General features: G+C 67.7%; 15 protein-coding genes. 5 read left to right on the plus strand and 10 right to left on the minus strand.

The features are described 5' to 3' along the window. Positions 1–3,426, plus strand: a complete 3,426-nt coding sequence (gene smc / locus VCJ71_RS05420; RefSeq protein WP_324639681.1) for a chromosome segregation protein SMC — start codon at positions 1–3, stop codon at positions 3,424–3,426. Here the strand turns inward: smc and VCJ71_RS05425 are convergent, their stop codons facing one another. The 3 genes from VCJ71_RS05425 to ubiA are packed head-to-tail and all read right to left on the minus strand — an operon-like array spanning position 3,427 to position 5,194. Continuing rightward, the gene (locus VCJ71_RS05425) at positions 3,427–3,693 is read right to left on the minus strand and encodes a hypothetical protein (RefSeq protein WP_324639682.1); all 267 of its coding nucleotides are present in this window, start codon (positions 3,691–3,693) and stop codon (positions 3,427–3,429) included. Further along, positions 3,690–4,292 (minus strand): SOS response-associated peptidase, encoded by a 603-nt coding sequence (locus VCJ71_RS05430; RefSeq protein ID WP_324639683.1) that lies wholly within the window; start codon positions 4,290–4,292, stop codon positions 3,690–3,692. Before VCJ71_RS05430 ends, VCJ71_RS05425 begins: the two co-directional genes overlap by 4 nt. After that, positions 4,292–5,194, minus strand: a complete 903-nt coding sequence (gene ubiA, locus VCJ71_RS05435) for a 4-hydroxybenzoate octaprenyltransferase (RefSeq protein ID WP_324639684.1) — start codon at positions 5,192–5,194, stop codon at positions 4,292–4,294. Before ubiA ends, VCJ71_RS05430 begins: the two co-directional genes overlap by 1 nt. A gap of 39 nt (positions 5,195–5,233) precedes the next feature. Here ubiA and VCJ71_RS05440 point away from each other — a divergent pair, with 39 nt between their 5' ends. Both VCJ71_RS05440 and VCJ71_RS05445 read left to right on the plus strand, forming a co-directional pair. After that, positions 5,234–5,995 carry a 16S rRNA (uracil(1498)-N(3))-methyltransferase gene (locus VCJ71_RS05440; RefSeq protein ID WP_324639685.1) on the plus strand — a complete coding sequence of 254 codons (762 nt, stop codon included), beginning with the start codon at positions 5,234–5,236 and terminating at the stop codon, positions 5,993–5,995. A gap of 39 nt (positions 5,996–6,034) precedes the next feature. Next, positions 6,035–7,405, plus strand: a complete 1,371-nt coding sequence (locus tag VCJ71_RS05445) for a glutamate--cysteine ligase (protein WP_324639686.1) — start codon at positions 6,035–6,037, stop codon at positions 7,403–7,405. A 6-nt stretch (positions 7,406–7,411) separates the two neighbouring features. Here VCJ71_RS05445 and VCJ71_RS05450 read toward each other — a convergent pair whose 3' ends face one another. The 5 genes from VCJ71_RS05450 to VCJ71_RS05470 all read right to left on the minus strand — a co-directional run bounded on the left by VCJ71_RS05450 (position 7,412) and on the right by VCJ71_RS05470 (position 13,124). Next, positions 7,412–8,797, minus strand: coding sequence for a methyltransferase family protein (locus VCJ71_RS05450; RefSeq protein WP_324639687.1), 1,386 nt, complete (start codon positions 8,795–8,797; stop codon positions 7,412–7,414). 57 nt (positions 8,798–8,854) lie between these two features. Beyond that, positions 8,855–10,192, minus strand: coding sequence for an outer membrane protein assembly factor BamB family protein (locus VCJ71_RS05455; protein ID WP_324639688.1), 1,338 nt, complete (start codon positions 10,190–10,192; stop codon positions 8,855–8,857). Between the two features lie 19 nt (positions 10,193–10,211). Beyond that, complete coding sequence (locus VCJ71_RS05460; RefSeq protein ID WP_324639689.1) at positions 10,212–10,994, minus strand: tetratricopeptide repeat protein; 783 nt, start codon at positions 10,992–10,994, stop codon at positions 10,212–10,214. Between the two features lie 115 nt (positions 10,995–11,109). After that, positions 11,110–12,264, minus strand: coding sequence for a glycosyltransferase family 4 protein (locus VCJ71_RS05465; protein ID WP_324639690.1), 1,155 nt, complete (start codon positions 12,262–12,264; stop codon positions 11,110–11,112). After that, positions 12,261–13,124, minus strand: a complete 864-nt coding sequence (locus VCJ71_RS05470; RefSeq protein WP_324639691.1) for an alpha/beta fold hydrolase — start codon at positions 13,122–13,124, stop codon at positions 12,261–12,263. The genes VCJ71_RS05465 and VCJ71_RS05470 overlap by 4 nt, the downstream gene beginning before the upstream one ends. Before the next feature lie 84 nt (positions 13,125–13,208). Between VCJ71_RS05470 and VCJ71_RS05475 the strand changes: the two genes are divergently transcribed. Continuing rightward, positions 13,209–14,582, plus strand: coding sequence for a protein adenylyltransferase SelO family protein (locus VCJ71_RS05475; protein WP_324639692.1), 1,374 nt, complete (start codon positions 13,209–13,211; stop codon positions 14,580–14,582). 84 nt (positions 14,583–14,666) lie between these two features. Continuing rightward, positions 14,667–16,082 (plus strand): succinylglutamate-semialdehyde dehydrogenase, encoded by a 1,416-nt coding sequence (gene astD / locus VCJ71_RS05480; protein ID WP_324639693.1) that lies wholly within the window; start codon positions 14,667–14,669, stop codon positions 16,080–16,082. A gap of 9 nt (positions 16,083–16,091) precedes the next feature. On the opposite strand, the gene VCJ71_RS05485 is transcribed toward astD, so the two are convergent. Continuing rightward, positions 16,092–16,784 carry a hypothetical protein gene (locus VCJ71_RS05485; RefSeq protein WP_324639694.1) on the minus strand — a complete coding sequence of 231 codons (693 nt, stop codon included), beginning with the start codon at positions 16,782–16,784 and terminating at the stop codon, positions 16,092–16,094. 142 nt (positions 16,785–16,926) lie between these two features. Then, on the minus strand, positions 16,927–17,400 hold the full coding sequence (locus VCJ71_RS05490) for a glycine zipper 2TM domain-containing protein (protein WP_324639695.1): 474 nt from the start codon (positions 17,398–17,400) through the stop codon (positions 16,927–16,929). Positions 17,401–17,484: the final 84 nt, after the last annotated feature.

The raw sequence follows: 17,484 nt of genomic DNA on the forward strand, positions 1-17,484 counted from the left end.
ATGCAGTTCTCGAAGCTCAAGCTGACCGGCTTCAAGAGCTTCGTCGAGCCGTCCACCCTGCGCATCGAACCCGGGCTGACCGGCGTGGTCGGCCCCAACGGCTGCGGCAAGTCCAACCTGCTCGAGGCGATCCGCTGGGTGATGGGCGAAAACTCGCCCAAGTCCATGCGCTCCGGCGGAATGGAAGACGTGATTTTCGCCGGTACCGAGGCGCGCCCGCCGCGCGACTTTGCCGAAGTCGTGCTGGAAGCGGAAACCGACGAAGGCGACGAATTGCAGGTCGTCCGCCGGATAGAGCGCGGGGCGGGCAGCGCGTACCGCGTGAACGGGCGCGACGTGCGGGCGAAGGATGTCGCGCTGACCTTTGCCGATGCGGCGACGGGGGCGCATAGCCCTGCCCTCGTCAGCCAGGGCAAGATCGCCGCCGTCATCGCCGCCAAGCCGACCGAACGGCGCCAGATGCTGGAGGAGGCGGCCGGCATCGCCGGGCTGCACGTCCGCCGCAAGGACGCCGAAAGCAAGCTGCGTTCGACCGAAAAGAACCTCGAGCGGCTGGAAGACCTGATGGCCGGGCTCGACAGCCAGATTTCGTCGCTGAAACGCCAGGCACGGCAGGCCGAACGCTACACGAAACTGACGGGCGAGATACAGGCTGCCGAGGCGCGGCTGGTCTTCGCCCGGTGGCGCGATGCGGCCGCCGCCGCCGATGCCGCACGGGCCGAAGCGGAAAAGGCGGAAACACGGGTTGCGGAAGCCAAGGCCAGGGCGGACGCAGCGCAAAAGGCGCAGCAGGCCGCCGCCATTGCCCTTGCCGAAGCGCGCGAGGAAGTGGCCGACCGGCGCGATGACGCGAGCGCCCACGGCCACCGCATGGCGGCGCTCACCAGCCAGCTGGAAGCCGCGGAACAGCGCCTCGCCGATCTCGACCGGCAGAAGGCGCGGCTGGAGGAAGACCGCGGCGAAGCGGACCGGCTGACGAAAGATGCGGCCGAAGCCCTGCAGCGGCTGGAGCGCGAACTGGCGGACGCGGGCAAGGCGCTGGCGGCGGACGAGGAGCGGCGGCCCGCCCTCGCCGCGAAACTGGAGGATGCCGAGCGCGCGAGCCGCACCGCCGAACTGGCGCTGGCCAAGGCGACCGCCGACCATGCGGGTGTCGAGGCGGAATGGCGCGTGGCGCAGGCCGCGATCGAACAGAGCGAGGCGCGGCTCGCGCGGCTCGATGCCGAAGCGCGGCGGCAGGCGGCCCAGCGCGAGGACCTGCTCGGCGCGCGCGATCCGGACGAAGTCGTCGCCGAAGCGCGCGCCGATGCCGACGCAGCCTCCAAGCGCCTCGCCGACTTGCGCGAGGAACTGGAGGCAGAGCGGGCCCGCAAGGACGACCTGCAGCAGGCCCGCGATGCGGCCGCTGAAGCGCAATCTTCCGCCCGGGCCGAACTTGCCGGGATCGAGCGGGAATATGCGGCGCTCGAACGTGACCGTGCCGCGCGCGAAAAACGGCAGAAGGACGCCAGCGGCCGGCAACTGGCCATCGACGGTATCCGCGCCGCTCCCGGCTATGAGCGGGCAGTCGCCGCCGTGCTCGGCCGGGATGCAAAGACGCCGGTCGGATCGCCGCAGGACAAGGCGGAAGGCCGTTTCTGGACCGGGCGGAGTGCGCCTGCGCGCGTGGCCGACAGCCTCGCCGCCCATGTGCTCCAGGCGCCGGAAGAGCTCGCGGCGCGGCTCGCGCTGGTCCACGTGGCGGAAGGCGACGACGGGCGCGATCTAGCCCCCGGCGAATGGCTGGTGACCATGTCGGGCGCGCTGCGGCGGTGGGACGGTTTCGTCGCGCGCGGCGAAGGCGGGGCGGAAGCGGCGCGGCTGGAGGCGGAGAATCGCCATGCCGAACTCGCCGCGCAGCTGCCGAAGCTGCGCGACGCTGCCGAACGGGCCGAGGCGCAGGCTCGCGGCGCTGCGGAGGCCCTTGCCGAACTGCAACGCAGCCTCGTCGCCCGCGAGCGCGATATCGCTGCGGCGAGCGAGGACGAGCGCGGTGCCCTGCGCGCCCTCGACCAGGCGGAAGCGGCAAAGGAACGGCTTGCCGCGCGGATGGAGCAGCTCGATGCCGCCTCCGCCGACCTCGCCGAACAGCGCAAGTCGGCCGAGAGCGATCTCGAGGAAGCGCAGGCGAAGAAGTCCGCCCTGCCCGACCCCGCCGCCGGCCGCGCGCAGCTGGAAGCCGCGCAGGCGAAGAACGAAGCCGCACGCGCCCTCCACCAGTCGGCCACCGGAGAGCTCGCAGCGCACGACCAGGCGCTGGCCGTGGGCAGGGAGCGGACTGCGGCCCAGCAGGCCGATATTTCAGGCTGGCAGGCCCGCGCCGGCGATGCCGCCCGGCGCCTGTCCGACATGGGTCGCCGGTTCGAGGAAATCGAGGAAGAGCGCGCGGTCATCGCCGCCAAGCCCGCCGGGCTGATGCGCGAAATCGAAGGCGGCGAAGCGACCCGCCAGCGGCTCGGCGACGAACTCGCAAAGGCGCAGGCGGCCCTGGAGGCAGAGGAAGCGAAAGGGCGCGCCGCCGACAGCGCCTTTGCGGAAGCGAACGAAGCCCTCGCCGCTGCGCGCGAAACGCGTGCCGCCTCCACCACCCGCGCGGAAAACGAGGAAGAGCGGCGCCGCGAGATGGGCCGCATTTCCGGCGAGCGCTTCCAGTCGCCCCCGCCCTTGCTACCGACGAAATTCGATTTCGCCGAGGACGAGGTCAAGCCGGCCCCGGACGAATCCGCCATGCTGGAGAAGCTGACCGCCGACCGCGAACGCATCGGCCCGGTCAATCTCGTCGCCGCGGACGAACTTGCGAAGATCGAGCAGGAACACGGCGCAAGTGCCGAAGAACAGGCGGAATTGCACGAGGCGGTCAATCGCCTGCGCGGCAGCATCGGCAGCCTCAACCGCGAAGGGCGCGAGCGGCTGCGCGCCGCCTTTACGGAGGTCAACGCGCATTTCAAGCGGCTGTTCACCGCCCTGTTCGAAGGCGGGCAGGCCTATCTCGAACTGATCGACAGCGACGATCCGCTTGAAGCCGGGCTCGAGATTTTCGCCCAGCCGCCGGGCAAGCGCCTGCAATCGCTCACCCTGCTTTCCGGCGGCGAGCAGGCGCTGACCGCAGTGGCGTTGATCTTCGGCCTGTTCCTCACCAACCCGGCCCCGATCTGCGTGCTGGACGAAGTCGACGCGCCGCTCGACGATGCCAATATCGACCGCTTCTGCGACCTCCTCGACCGCATGACGCGCGAAACCGACACGCGCTATCTCATCGTCACGCACAACGCCGTGACCATGAGCCGCATGCACCGCCTGTTCGGCGTGACGATGATCGAAAAAGGCATCAGCCGCCTCGTCAGCGTCGACCTCGGCGGCGCGGAAGAACTGCTGGCGGCGGAGTAGCTAACGCTCGAAAGCGGTAGTTCGGTTCTCTTCGAAAGCTCGCTGGATAACCTTTTCACGCCAGTCTGGATCGAAGCCTTCCAACGTTGCGACCAAGGCAAGCACCTCGCTCCATTCCGGGGCCTCCTCATGACAAAAGAACAAGCCAGCCTCAGTTTCGATATCGCAGCAAACCAGATCAGACGTTAGCTCGTCTCGCTTGAAGAACTGTACCTTCAAAATGCGGCCATCTTTGAGCAAAGCACCCAGCCGACCGAGATCGTTCACCGCCGCACCCACGGCGCGTCCGTCCGTTCCACCTCCAGCCCGCCCTGCCACGGCTTGCATAGCGCGAAGGCCTCGTCCGGCTCGCCGTCCAGCCATGCGCCGCGTTGGTCGGCCCCGATGATGACCGGGCTGCGGTCATGGACGCCTTCCACTTCCGGGGCGGCTTCGGTCATGATCATGGAATAGACCGCCCCCCATTCCTCGCTCCAGCGCCAGATGCCGGCGATGGCGAGCAGGTCGGCATCGGGCGCGGAGAACCACGTCCGGGTCTTGGCGCCCTTCTCCCCTTCGGCTTCGGCAAAGGCTTCGACCGGGATCAGGCAGCGGCGTTTCTCGAAGCTGGATTTCCAGAACGGCGAGCCGAGCTTGTCGGTGCGCGTGTTGTTGACCGGCTTCGGTTTAAGCGGCTGGCCTTTCGCACCCTTGCGCTGGAGCGGGAAGCCCCAGGTGCAGGCCTTCACTTTGCCTTCCGCCATCACGAGGCCTGGCGTGCCGGGATAGACCTCCGCCCCCCAATTGCCGCCTGCGGCCTCGTTCACCGCATCGAACCATGCAGCGACCTCGCTGGCGTTCTTGGTCATGCGATAGAGGTTGCACATCAGGCGTTCCCCACCACGAAGCAGGCGAGGGCCAGCAACAGCCCGGCGAAGCGGTTGGCGCGGAAACGGGCGAGCGGGTTCTCGGCGTCTGCCGGGTCGAGCGTCAGCACCTGCCACGCAAGATGGCTAGCGACCGGCAGCAGCGCCGCCAGCGCCAGCCAGTCCCCGCGCAGCAGCCAGATGGCGAGCGCCCACAGGCCGAGCGCGCCGGCATAGAATGCGGCGACACCGCCCTTCACGCTTTCGCCCATGCGCAGCGCGCTCGATCTTATGCCGACCAGCGCGTCATCCTCCCGGTCCTGCAGCGCGTAGATCGTGTCATAGCCGATGGTCCACAGCGCGCATCCGGCATACAGCGCGGCCAGCGCCTCCCACGGGGGCCCACGCAGCTCGGTCCAGCCGACCAGCGCGCCCCAGCTGAAGACGAGGCCGAGCCAGGCCTGCGGCCACCATGTGATGCGCTTCATGAAGGGATAGGCCGCCACCAGTGCAAGGCTGGCAAGCGCGACCAGCTGCGCCTGCCACCGCAGCTGGAGCAGCACGACGAGGCCGACCAGGCTCAGGCCGATCAACCAGCCCCAGGCCAGCCGCTTTGACACGCGGCCGCTCGCCACCGGGCGCTGCGCCGTGCGGGCGACCTTCCGGTCCAGCTTCGCATCGACGATGTCGTTGTAGACGCAGCCCGCCCCGCGCATCGCGATGGCACCGAGCAGGAACCACGCGAGCAGCGCCCATTGCGGCCCTTTGCCCGCCAGCCAGACCCCGGCGACGCAGGGCCAGAACAGCAGCCACCAGCCGATCGGCCGGTCGAACCGCGCCAGCTGCGCAAGGTCGCGCGGCAGCTGCGGCAGGCGCGCCACGAGCCCGCGGTGCTGGCTGTCGGGGACGATGTCGTCGGTCATCGCCCTTGTCCTACAGCTGCGATCGCGTAGTGAAAAGCCATGCCGGCGACGCATGATCCCAAGACCCCCGCATGGCCCCCGCGCAGCGCGCCGCGTCTGTTCGTCGGGCAGCGGCTGGCGCAGGGAGCGGTGGTTTCGCTGGACGGCAACCAGGCGAATTATCTCGCCCGTGTCATGCGCGCCAGGCCCGGCGATGCGATGATCCTGTGTGACGATGCGACCGGCGAATGGGTGGCCCGGGTGGAGTCGGCGGACCGGCGCAGCGTCACGCTTGTAGTGGACGAGCAATTGCGCCCGCGCGAGGACGTGCCAGACTTCTGGCTCGTTCCCGCCCTCCTCAAGAAAGACCGCTTCGATCTCGTGCTCGAAAAGGCGACCGAGCTGGGCGTGGCGGCCATCCACCCGGTCGTCACCCGCCGCTGCGTCGCCGACAAGCTGAACGATGCGCGCGCGCAGACCATCGTCACCGAAGCGGCAGAGCAATGCGCGCGCACAGCCTTGCCGCAAGTTGCCGCGCCGGTGAAGCTCGACACGCTGCTGGCAGGCTGGCCGGAGGACCGCGTGCTGTTCTTCGCGGACGAGACGGGCGGCGATCCGGCAGCCGGAGCTTTTGCATCCGCCGCAGGTCCGGCCGCGCTGCTGGTCGGCCCCGAAGGCGGCTTCGACGATGCCGAGCGCGCCGCCATCCGCGCCCACCCACAGGCGCGCGCCATTGCGCTCGGTCCCCGCATATTGCGCGGCGAGACCGCCGCCATTGCCGCCACCGCACTGTGGATGGGTATCGCCGGCGACTGGAAATAGCGCTTGGCGAATTCGCCGCGACTTGCTTAGGGCGAAACCATGTCGACCCGGACAGTTTCAGATAGCAACGATCCCGTGATCGAAAGCCGCGACCAGCTCGTCGCGCCGATGCAGGCGGGCGAGAAACCGAAGGATCGCTGGCGGATCGGAACCGAGCACGAGAAGCTGGTCTTCCGGACCGAGGACCACCGCGCCCCGTCCTACGACGAACCCGGCGGCATCCGCGATATCCTGCTCGCCATGCGCGAATACGGGTGGGAGCCGGTCGAGGAAGGCGGGAAGGTCATCGCCATGGCGGGCGAGGATGGCACGATCAGCCTGGAACCCGCCGGACAGTTCGAGTTGTCGGGCGCGCCGCTCAATTCCCTTCACGAAACCTGCAACGAGGCCCAGCGCCACCTCCACCAGGTGAAGACGATCGGCAAGAAACTGGGCGTCGGGATGCTCGGCCTGGGCATGTGGCCGGACAAGACGCGCGGCGAACTGCCGGTGATGCCCAAGGGGCGGTACGGCATCATGATGCGGCACATGCCCAAGGTCGGCAATCTCGGCCTCGACATGATGCTGCGCACCTGCACGATCCAGGTGAACCTCGACTATTCGTCCGAAGCGGACATGGCGCAGAAATTCCGCGTCGGCCTGGCGTTGCAGCCGCTCGCCACCGCATTGTTCGCCAACTCGCCGTTCACCGAGGGCAAGCCCAACGGCTACCTGAGCTATCGCAGCCACATCTGGTCCGACACCGATCCGCACCGCACGGGCATGCTGCCCTTCGTGTTCGAAGAGGGCTTCGGTTACGAGCGCTATGTCGACTACATGCTCGACGTGCCGATGTATTTCGTGGTGCGGGACGGCCGGTACATCGACTGCGCGGGCGAGAGTTTCCGCGCGTTCATGGACGGCAAGCTGCCGCAGCTTCCCGGCGAGAAGCCGACGGAGAGCGATTGGTGGGATCACCTGTCCACCGCCTTCCCCGAAGTGCGGCTGAAAAGCTTCCTCGAAATGCGCGGGGCCGATGGCGGCCCATGGAACCGCATCTGCGCCCTCCCCGCACTATGGGTCGGCCTGCTTTACGACCAGGGTGCGCTCGATGCGGCGTGGGACTTGGTCAAGGACTGGTCGATGGAAGAGCGCGAGGCGCTGCGCAACGCGGTGCCGAAGGAAGGGCTGGCAGCTGCCGTGCCCGGCGGGCGGACCTTGCAGGAACTCGGCAAGGACGTGCTCGCAATCGCGCGGCAAGGCCTCGCCGCGCGCGGCAATCCTTCCACCAGCGGCGACAACGAGACCGGTTTCCTGCGCCCGCTCGATGCCATTATCGAAAGCGGCAAGTCGCCCGCCCAGCTCCTTCTGGACAAATACCACGGCCCGTGGGGCGGCGATATTTCGCGCGTTTACGAGGAACGCTTCTAAGGCGCCTTATTCTGCCGGATGCATGACCGGCGGCCCGGACTTGCGCGGATTGGCGAAGCGCACCAGCTTGCGCAGCCGCGCGGTCAACGCGCCGTGCTCTCCCATCCAGTCGTAATATTCGCGGTACTTCGGATCCTCGGCCAGCAGGTGCGCCTCTTCGGTACGCGCGCGCCAGTAATAAATCGCGCTCACCACGCCGAGGAACACGGTGTTGCGGACCATGTCGGTAGTCGATCCGTTGACGACCGCGAAGGGCAGCACGCTGCTCCACCAGAACAGGTTCTTCGACACATAGGCCGGGTGGCGGGTGAAGGCATAAGGACCGTTCGTCACGACCCCGCGATAGGTGAGGTTCGAAAAGCGGATGCCGAAAGCGAAGGTCGCCCAGGCATAGACCGCGGTCAGGAACACCAGCCAGCTCATCCAGACCCACAGCAACAGCTCGCTGCCGCCCAGCCAATGCGCCCAGCCGCCGGTGCCCACCTCGTATCCCAGCAGGCCACCCTCGCCGTTGGTGAAGATGCCCGGGCCGCCCATGATGCCCCACACCAGCGGCGGGTAGCAGATCAGCGCCGCGATCCAGCCCGCCAGCAACGGGTTGCCGCTGCGGATGTGGCTGTCGAGCGGGCGGAAGGTGAGCAGGTAACCGACCGTGCCGATCTGCACGTCGACCAGGAACAGCGCAGCGAACAGCACCTCGCCCAGCGCCACCGGATTGCCCGCGACCGCGCCGATGTCGGCCATCACGAGGTAGGAAAAGCCGCCCGGAATGATGGAGAGCATGAAGGCGGTGAAAAACGCCTTGATGAACCAGGCGCGGCCATGCTTCTTCACCGCCGCCATTTCCCAGCCATCGCGGCCGAGCAGCATCGCGCCGAAATGCCAGCTGGCATCGCGCGGTTCGACCATGCGGCGGTCGATCCACAGGACATAGGGCACGGACAGCAGGACCAGCGGGATCGCCGCATAGCCGAGCACGTGCATCGAGAACTGGTAGCTACCGTTCCAGTACCACCGGCCGAGGCAGTAGAAAGCCGCGATCAGTGCAAAGGTGGTCCACAGCCCGGCGAGCTTGACCACGGACACATCCAGTACGGCATGCAAGGGGCGCGGGTCGTCCCACGCCATCCCGGTCGAGGCATTGCGGTGGACTTTCTCGACCACCACCGACCACACGCTCATCGCGAGGCCGGAGAAGACCACGCCGAGCAATGCGGCATAGGGCCCGTCGAGCCGGCCCAGGGCGGGGTCGAAGCCGAAATGGGGGGCGATGGCAGGCCAGTTGCGGCACACCATGACCCACGCGGCAAGCGTCGCCAGCCCGACGAGGCCGACGGCGGCGCTGACATCGCTAACCGGGCGGGCCGCGGGGATCGTGCGCGTGGTGTCCATACCCCTCGCGCCGTAGCGCAGAAGGGTTAATGCCGCGGTAAAGGCCGCGGGCGAGCCCTAGCGGTAGGCGTTGATGCGGCCGTTGTCTTCCAGGATATACATCGTCCCGCCGGCCACGATCGGCGGCAGGGAAACGCCGCTGTTCAGCTGCTGGAAGTCGGCGATGGCGCCCGACATTACGTCGACGCGCTTGACCGCACCGCGGCTGCTGGCGACCCACAGCGAATTGCCGGCGAGCACCGGCCCGGTCCAGAAAATCTCGCCCTCGCGGTCCTTCGCGTCGCGGTAGCGGTCGAGCTGGGAAATCCAGCGGACCTTGCCGGTCGTGCGCTGGATGGACAGCAGTTCCGCCTCGTCCGTCAGCACGAACAGCCACTCGCCCGCCACCGCGGGGGTGGAAATACCGGCGATGTTGAGTTCCCACTGGCGCTGGCCGCTCAGCAGGTCGTAGGCTGCCATGCGGCCGCCCTGCCCCAGTGCGTAGACCTTGCCCGACTCGATGATCGGCCCGGCGTCGACGTCGGTCAGCGTGCCGACCTGGGTGGAAATCGAGGTGCGGGCAAGCGCGTCGGACCACAGGTTGCGGCCGTTTTCGTACCGATAGGCGGTCAGTTCGCCAGAGCTATAACCCGCAATGACCGAACCCTGCGCTGCCGCCGGGGCACCGACGCCGAAGACGCCGGCAGTGCCTGCGGCTGCCGTGTCCGACCAGATGGCCGAACCGTCGAGCGTGCTCAGTGCGTGGATCTGGTTGTCCTGCGTCATCACGAAGACCTGGTTGAAGGCCACGGTGGGTGCGTTGCGCAGCGGACCGGCGGGCTTCACCTGCCAGCGGATTTCACCCGTGTCGGCGCTCATCGCCACGACGTTGCCGGTGCCATCGGTCGCGAACAGCTGGCCGCCGGCATAGCTGACGCCGCCGCCGAAGGCAGCGTTCTGCGAACCGTCAGGCCGCTCCAGCGCCTTGGTCCACAGCGCACCGCCGCTCGCCGCGTCGAACGCGCGGATCGTGCCGCTGGTGTCGACCACGAACAGCTTGCCGCCGCCGACCACCGGAGAGGAGCCGAGACGGCGCCGGTCGTTGGAGCCTTCGATCTGCGCGGTCCATGCCAGCGCCGGCGTGGCGCCGAGCGCGACGTGGCCGATGGCGTTGCTGGCCGCGCCGCCCGGCTGGGGCCAGTCCGCGTTCGCCTGCGCTGCCGGCACGATCACCGACACGCCTGCGAGCGAGGGATCGACCACTGCGCCCGCGCGGATCTGCGACAAGATCGGCACCCGGTTGCCGACCGTCGGCGTGGTCGTCTTGTCGTCGCTGCCGCCGAAGATGCCGCAACCGGATACGGCCAGCGCCATCGCCGAAACCGCGAGGAAAGAGAAAGGCTTGGTGCGGGTCATTCGAAAATCCTCTGAAGTCCTATTCGGCTGCGGCCGGCGCTGCCGCGCCTTGCGGGCCGACGATCTCCGCCACGTTGTCGATCGCATCGAAGCCGAGCGATCCGGCCAGTTGCCGGGTGCGCTGGCGGATCGTGTTCGGCAGTGTATCGTCCTGGGCGATTGCGACCAGCAGCGGGCCGGCTTGGTTCGGCTTTCCCTGTGCAAGATAGGCGTGCGCGCTCATTTCGGCAGCGCTGGCGAACCACGGGTTGCCCGGTTTTGCGAGCGGGGCCAACCGCTGGATCACGTCCGACGGCTGCATCGTGTCGTAACCGGCGGCAACCGCGCGGATCGTCGCCCCGTCGCGCAGCGCAGCGGGCGCATCGCCCATGGCGGCGACTTGGTCGAACAGCTTGATCGCTTCCGCGTTGTTACCCTGCCGCTGGGCGGCAGACGCGCGCAGCATGATCGCTGCTGCCTGCTGGGCCGGACCGCCATCGGCCTCCACCGTGGCGAGCGTTTCGCTGGCGTTCGCATTGCCTTCGACCTGGTCGATGCCGCGGATCAGCTCTTCGGAAACGACCTCGCGCTCGGCCTTCTGGCTGGAATTCCACCACAGGTAGCCGCCGAACGCCGCCAGCAGCAGTACGACGCCCGCGACGATGGCCGTGCCATATTTCTTGGCGAAGCCTTCGAACGTATCGGTACGGACCGCCTCGTCCACTTCGCGCAGCAGGGCTTCCTGCTCCGCATCGGCGACGCGTTCCTTCTTGCTGGGCTCATTGCCGATACTTGCCGGCGGGGTCTTGGGTGTCAGGGCCACAAAAAGCCACTTTCGCTGTCAATTTCGGAATGGCGCGCTCTTTAGCGCATGGCGGGGACTATTCAACTGGTCCGCCGAAGATGTCGTCCGGCAAATGAAGTTGCGGTGAACCGGCTCAGGCCTGCAGGCGGGCGTGGGCCGGCAGGAAACGGTTGTAGAGATCTCGGTAGGCCTCGATCATCCGCGCCTCGCCGTATTCGGCCGTCACGTTCGCCTTGTTTGCCATGCCGATGCGCTCGCGCAGCTCGGCGTCGGAACTCAGGGTGCGGACGGCCTGAATAAGTGCCTCGCTATCGCCGGGCGGGACGATGAATTCCTCGTTTTCGGGCGCGACCATGGCGAAGATGTCGCCGACATCGGGCGCGGCGACCGGAAGCCCGGCGGCCATCGCCTCCAGCACCGAAATCGGAAACTGTTCGCTGTCGGAAGAGAGCGCGAAGATATCGAGGAGGCCGATCACCTTCGCTGGATCCTTCACGTGGCCGGGCAGGTGGACGCGGTCGCTTATCTCGTATCGGTCCGCAGTCTCGAGGATGGCCTCGCGCTCCGGCCCCTCTCCGAAAATGACGAGGTGCCAGTTGTCGGGCAGTTTGCCGACGACTTCCACCAACCGGTCGAGGCGTTTCACCTCGCGCAAACCAGCCATGGTACCGAGCCACATTTCGCCCGGCCGCTTGATCAGGCGCGGCAGGGCGCTGCGCTTCGGCTTCTTGCGGAAGGCGGACACGTCGATACCGTTGGGAATGCGCTTCACGCGGTCCGCCGGCTGGCTCCAGGTCTGGCGCGCGATCCGGCCGAGGATGTGCGACGGCACGACGACCGCCGCCGACCGGCCAAGCGCGATCCGGCGATACCAGTTGCGCGACCACTTCAGCTTCTTCGCCTCGTCCGAATTGAAGCCGTCCTCGTGGTGGATCAGCGGCGGCAGGCCCATCCGCTCCGCAAAGGCGGTGTGCGCCATCGCGGCGTCCATCGCGCCCCAGTTATAGGTCAGGATGAGGTCGTAATTCGCCATCGCCTGCGCCATTTTCAGCAGGCGGCGCGGCGTGGGCTTGCCCGTCAAGGAGGGGAAGCTGCGGGGATAGCGCACGCGAAGGCCCGGCTTGATCGCCTTGGAGGCGCCGTACTGGTTCCTGTCGGCGGAAACGATCTCGTGCTCGGCAGAGCGGCCGAAGGCATTGATCAGTTGGACGCTGCGCAGTTCCTTGCCGCCGGGGGCGAAGCTGGAATGCAGGTGAAGGATGCGCGCGGGCCGGCGGGCTTCGCTCATCCCGCTTTCCCCAGCAGCGCGTCGATGGCGGCGATGGCCTCCGGCTCCGCCAGCGTCGGCGCATGGCCCACGCGGGGCACCGTGACGCTTTCCAGCCCGTCGATCCGGGCCAGCATGGCGTCGCGCGTGGCGGGCGTCAGCAAGTCGGACTGCTCGCCGCGCACCAGCAGGCCCGGCCGCCCGCCCAGAGCCTCGAAGGCGGGCCACAGGTCGACATCGGGCGCGCCGTCCGACTGGCGGAAGGGTTCGGCGATCTTCATGTCATAATCGAACACGATCCGCCCGTTGCCGCCCACGGTCATGCATTTCTTGGCAAAGGCGAGCCAGTCTTCCAGCGACCAGTCGGGGAACGTCTCCCCGTGTCCTTCCTGCAGGGACCGCGCCGCGTGCATCCACGTGGGATAGCTGCCGCCGACGCCGACATAGGTCTTGATGCGTTCGATCCCCTCTGGGTCGATGTCGGGGCCGATATCATTGATGACATAGCCGGCGATCTTGCCGCCATGCATCGTCGCCAGCAGCGAGGTCACGAGACCGCCGAGCGAGGTCCCGATGGCGACGAACCGCTCGATCTCCGCCTGGTCAAGCAGCGCGGCGACGTCGCCGGCATAGACCACCGGGTTATAGGTCATCGGGTCGCGCGCATATTCGCTGTCGCCCCGGCCGCGGAAATCCACGCACAGCACGCGGCGCTTGCCGGCCAGGTGCTCCGCCAGCTCCTCGAAATCGCGGGCGTTGCGGGTCAGGCCCGGCATGCAGATCACGGGGAGCGCAGCCGCGTCGCCGTCGTAGTGGCGGTAATGCAGCTTCAGCCCGTCAGGACTGTCCCAATAGCGGTCTTCGTGGGCGGCACTGGCCAATGGTCTGATCCCCTCCCCGCGAGCCGGGCGCGGCGCGCGTGTCAATGGCTTGCGCTGCTAGCGCCCCTCGCCCACTTAGGGAAGATGCCGCGCAATCCCGACCCTGTCGCCTACCGCCCCGCGCCGATCATCGGGGAGGTGGCGCAGTGGCTGGGCGATCCGGTCGCGCCCGCCGATTTCCCGCAGACTGTTTTGCGTTTCCGCAACGACCGTGCAGCGGCGCAAGTCGGGCTGCAAAGCCTGCCGGACGAGGACTGGATCCGCCATTTCGGCCGGTTCGAGCCGCTGGCAGACAACCTCCCTCACCCCCTCGCCCTGCGCTATCACGGGCACCAGTTCCGCGTGTACAACCCGGATATCGGCGACGGGCGCGGGTTCCTGTTCGCGCAGCTGAAGGACGGCGGCGACCGAATCCTCGACCTCGGCACCAAGGGTTCGGGCCAGACGCCCTACAGCCGGCAGGGCGACGGGCGGCTGACGCTGAAAGGCGCGGTGCGCGAAATCCTCGCCACGGAAATGCTGGAGGCGCTGGGCGTCGAGACCAGCCGCACGTTCTCCGTCATCGAAACCGGCGAGCAGCTGGAGCGGGGCGACGAGCCTTCGCCCACCCGCTCCGCCGTGCTGGTGCGGCTGCAGCACAGCCATATCCGCATCGGCAGCTTCCAGCGGCTCGCCTTGCTGGAGGAGCACGATCACCTGCGCGAGCTGGTCGATTACTGTCTGCGTCATTATCCCGGCGCAGAGCCGCCGGACGACGCGCCGGATCGCGGGGAACCGGCCGTACGCCTGCTGCACCAGGTGGTCGAACGCATGGCGGAACTTGCCGCCAGCTACATGGTCGGGGGCTTCGTCCACGGCGTGCTCAACACCGACAACATGAACATCACCGGCGAAAGCTTCGATTACGGCCCTTGGCGATTCCTGCCCAGGTGGGAGCCGGGCTTCACCGCCGCCTATTTCGACCATGCGGGTCTTTACGCGTTCGCCCGCCAGCCGGAAGCGATGCGCTGGAACAGCGCGCAGCTCGCCATCGCGCTGCGGTCGATCTGCGAGGCGCCGCCTCTGATCGCCGCGATGGACCGCTTCGGGCCGCTTTACGAGGCGGCGATGGCGCGGCGCTGGTGCCAGCGGCTGGGACTGAAGCCCCGCGGCGACGAAGTCGACCGCCAGCTCGTCTCCCTGTCGGAAGCTGCCCTTCGCTCCAGCAACGAGCCGCCCGATGCCTTCTTCTTCCGCCACCGCGGCGGGCGCAATGCCGACCATGCCCTCGGCGAAATCATGGCGCAGTATGAAGCGGTCGAGAACGATCACGATTACTGGCAGGGCGACAGGCCGGAAACCATGCTGATCGACGAGGTAGAGGCGATCTGGGCGGCGATCGACCGGGACGACGACTGGGGCCCGCTCCACGCCAAGGTCGACGCGCTGCGAGGCATGGGAGAGGTGCATCGCGCATAGTTATCAATATCGAACGCGCTTCACTGGAAAGCTTGGAAAAACGCGGCTATCAGCGCTGCGAAACGGGGATGGAACCGATCAAACATGAGTAGCGACGCGATTATTTCGACCGAACCGGCGACGGGGCGGGAATTGTGGCGCGGTGTCGCCGGCGATGTCGACGCCACGGTCGACCGGGCGCGCCGCGCATGGCCCGCATGGGCCGCGCAGCCCCTCGCCAACCGGATCGAGCTCATGCGCCGCTTCGCCAACGAATTGCGCAAGGAGCAAGAGAATTTCGCCGAACTGATCGCGCGCGAGACCGGCAAGCCGATGTGGGAAGCCCGCACGGAAGTCGAGGCGGTGATCGGCAAGGTTGAAATCTCGATCCGCGCCTATGCGGAACGGACTGGCCAGCGCAAGCTAGACAGCGCGCTGCAGGGCACCGCCGCGCTGCGGCACAAGCCGCATGGCGTGATGGCGGTGCTTGGTCCCTACAACTTCCCGGCTCACCTACCCAACGGCCACATCGTGCCTGCACTGATCGCGGGCAACGCGGTCGTTTTCAAGCCGAGCGAGAAGACGCCTGCCGTCGGCGAACTGCTGGTGAAATGCTTTCACAAGGCCGGGGTCAGCGCCGCCGTGGTCCAGGTGCTCCACGGCGGGCCGGAAGAAGGCAAGGCGCTGGTCGCCCACCGCGGCATCGACGGCGTGCTGTTCACCGGCAGCGCGCAGGCGGGGATCGCGATTAACAAGCGGCTCGCCACCAATCCCGGCAAGATCGTGGCGCTCGAAATGGGCGGCAACAACCCGATCATCATGTGGGACACGCCGCTCATCAGCGATGCGGCGGCGCTGATCATCCAGTCCGCCTTCACCTCGGCCGGGCAGCGCTGCACCGCCGCGCGCCGGCTGATCGTGAAGAAATCGCTCTATGACGAGACGATGGAGCAGGTGAAGCGCCTCGCCGACCGGCTCATCGTGGGGGAACCCTTCGGCGAACCGGCCCCGTTCATGGGTCCGGTGATCGACAACAACGTGGCCGACCAGCTGACGGAGAGCTTCGTCTATTTCCTGTCCAACGGCTGCAAGGCGATCAAGCACATGCGCCGAAAGGATGACGACCTACCCTTCGTCAGCCCCGCGATCATCGACACCACCGCGATGCAGGACCGCCCCGACGTGGAGCTGTTCGGCCCGCTGCTGCAGGTGATCAAGGTCGACGATTTCGACGAGGCGATCGCGGAGGCGAACAACACGCGCTTCGGCCTGTCGGCCAGCCTGCTGGGCGGCACGCCGCAGGAATACAACCGCTTCTGGGCCAATATCCGCGCCGGCATCGTCAACTGGAACCGGCCGACCAACGGCGCATCCTCTGCTGCTCCGTTCGGCGGCGTGGGCCTGTCGGGCAACCACCGCCCGGCGGCGTTCTACGCGGCGGATTACTGCGCCTACCCGGTCGCCAGCACGGAGATGGAGCAACCCCGCGCCACCATCGGCGTGGGCCTGCGCGAAGCCTAGGAGACGGCCTCAGTCGCTGGCGACGAGCAGCTCGGCCTCGGTCACGCCGTCGCCGATCTCGCTCACATATAGTGCGAACTTGCGGCCCTTGCGCTCGCCGGTCAGCACCTGCGTCTCGCCCATTTCGGCGCGCGCCTGCTGAAATCCGGCCTTGCCGCCCAGCGTATAGTAGAAGTCGAGCACTTCCTGCACCGGCATCGGCGTCCGGAACACGGCGCCGCGCAGCTTGCAGGCCTCCCCGTCCGATCCGGCGGCATCCTGCAAGGCAGCTTCGGGATAGAGAGCGAAAGGCTGCGGCATCGTCGCCGAATAGCGCCCGCCATAACGGACGGTGCGGCTGCAGGCGCGCGTCGCCATCCCGCTCGAAACGAAGCGCTGCTCCAGCGTCAGGATGTCGGGCGTTCCTTCCAGCGTCTCGGCAGCTTCGGGTGCGTCCTGCATCGTTTGGTTGCCGCCGACATGGCGGACCGCCTTTTCGCGAATGCGGACGACCGTTTCCGGTGACCAGTCGACTTCCGGCATGCCGGCCGCGCTGCCCCCGCCGAGCCCGAGCACCGCGTCGCTATCGTTGCTGAGCGCGAGGTCTGGATCCGAAGCTATCGGCCGTTCCAGCGCCACCTCGGTCGGAGGTACGGCATCTTCCCCGCTGCCACCGCACGCGGAGAGGAGCACGAGCAGGATCGGGGCGATATTGCGAACCATGCAGCGCTCTGTAATCCATCCTGAGCATAAAGCGAGGGCGCCCCGCCATCGCTGGCGAAGCGCCCCCTGCACACGGACGACTAAGATTGCGACCCTTGCGTCCGGTGCACGCCGGACCTCGGCCCGGCGGTTTTCCGTTGGTTTAGCGGCAGCGCGAGTTCGAGCGGTCGATCTCGCGGCCGGCAAGACCGCCGACGGCAGCACCCAGGATGGTGCCGAGCGTACGGTCGCGGGCCAGTTCGCGTCCGGCAAGCGCGCCCACTGCGGCGCCGATCAGCAGGCCGGTCGTGCCGTCGTCCTTGCGGCAGTAATAACGGCCGTCACGGCCCTGCCACACGCGGGTGTTCCGCGTCACGCGATCGCCATAGTAGCGCTGGCCGTCGTCATAGTAGCGGCGCGAATCGCGGCGATGCCCATAGGCATTGCCGCGCGGGCGGTGCCCACGGCGATGGTGCTCTGCCGTCTCGAGGCCGCTCGCAGCCATCGGCGACGCGGGCAGCGCCATGGTGAAGCCGGCCGGCTGCGCGGAAGGCACTTCGGCAGCCCCGACGGGCGCAGCGAGGGACATGGCGGCAGCGGCTGCTGCGAGCGATGTGGCGGTGAAAATGTTACGCATCTGGAATCTCCTGGCTCCCTGTTGTGTTCAGCTTTGGCATCAGGAAGGTGAACGGCGCGCAACTGGGCTGCAAGATTCCCGCTC

Origin of the sequence: Pseudoblastomonas aquimaris (assembly GCF_035481675.1) — a bacterium.
Classification (GTDB): domain Bacteria; phylum Pseudomonadota; class Alphaproteobacteria; order Sphingomonadales; family Sphingomonadaceae; genus Alteriqipengyuania_B.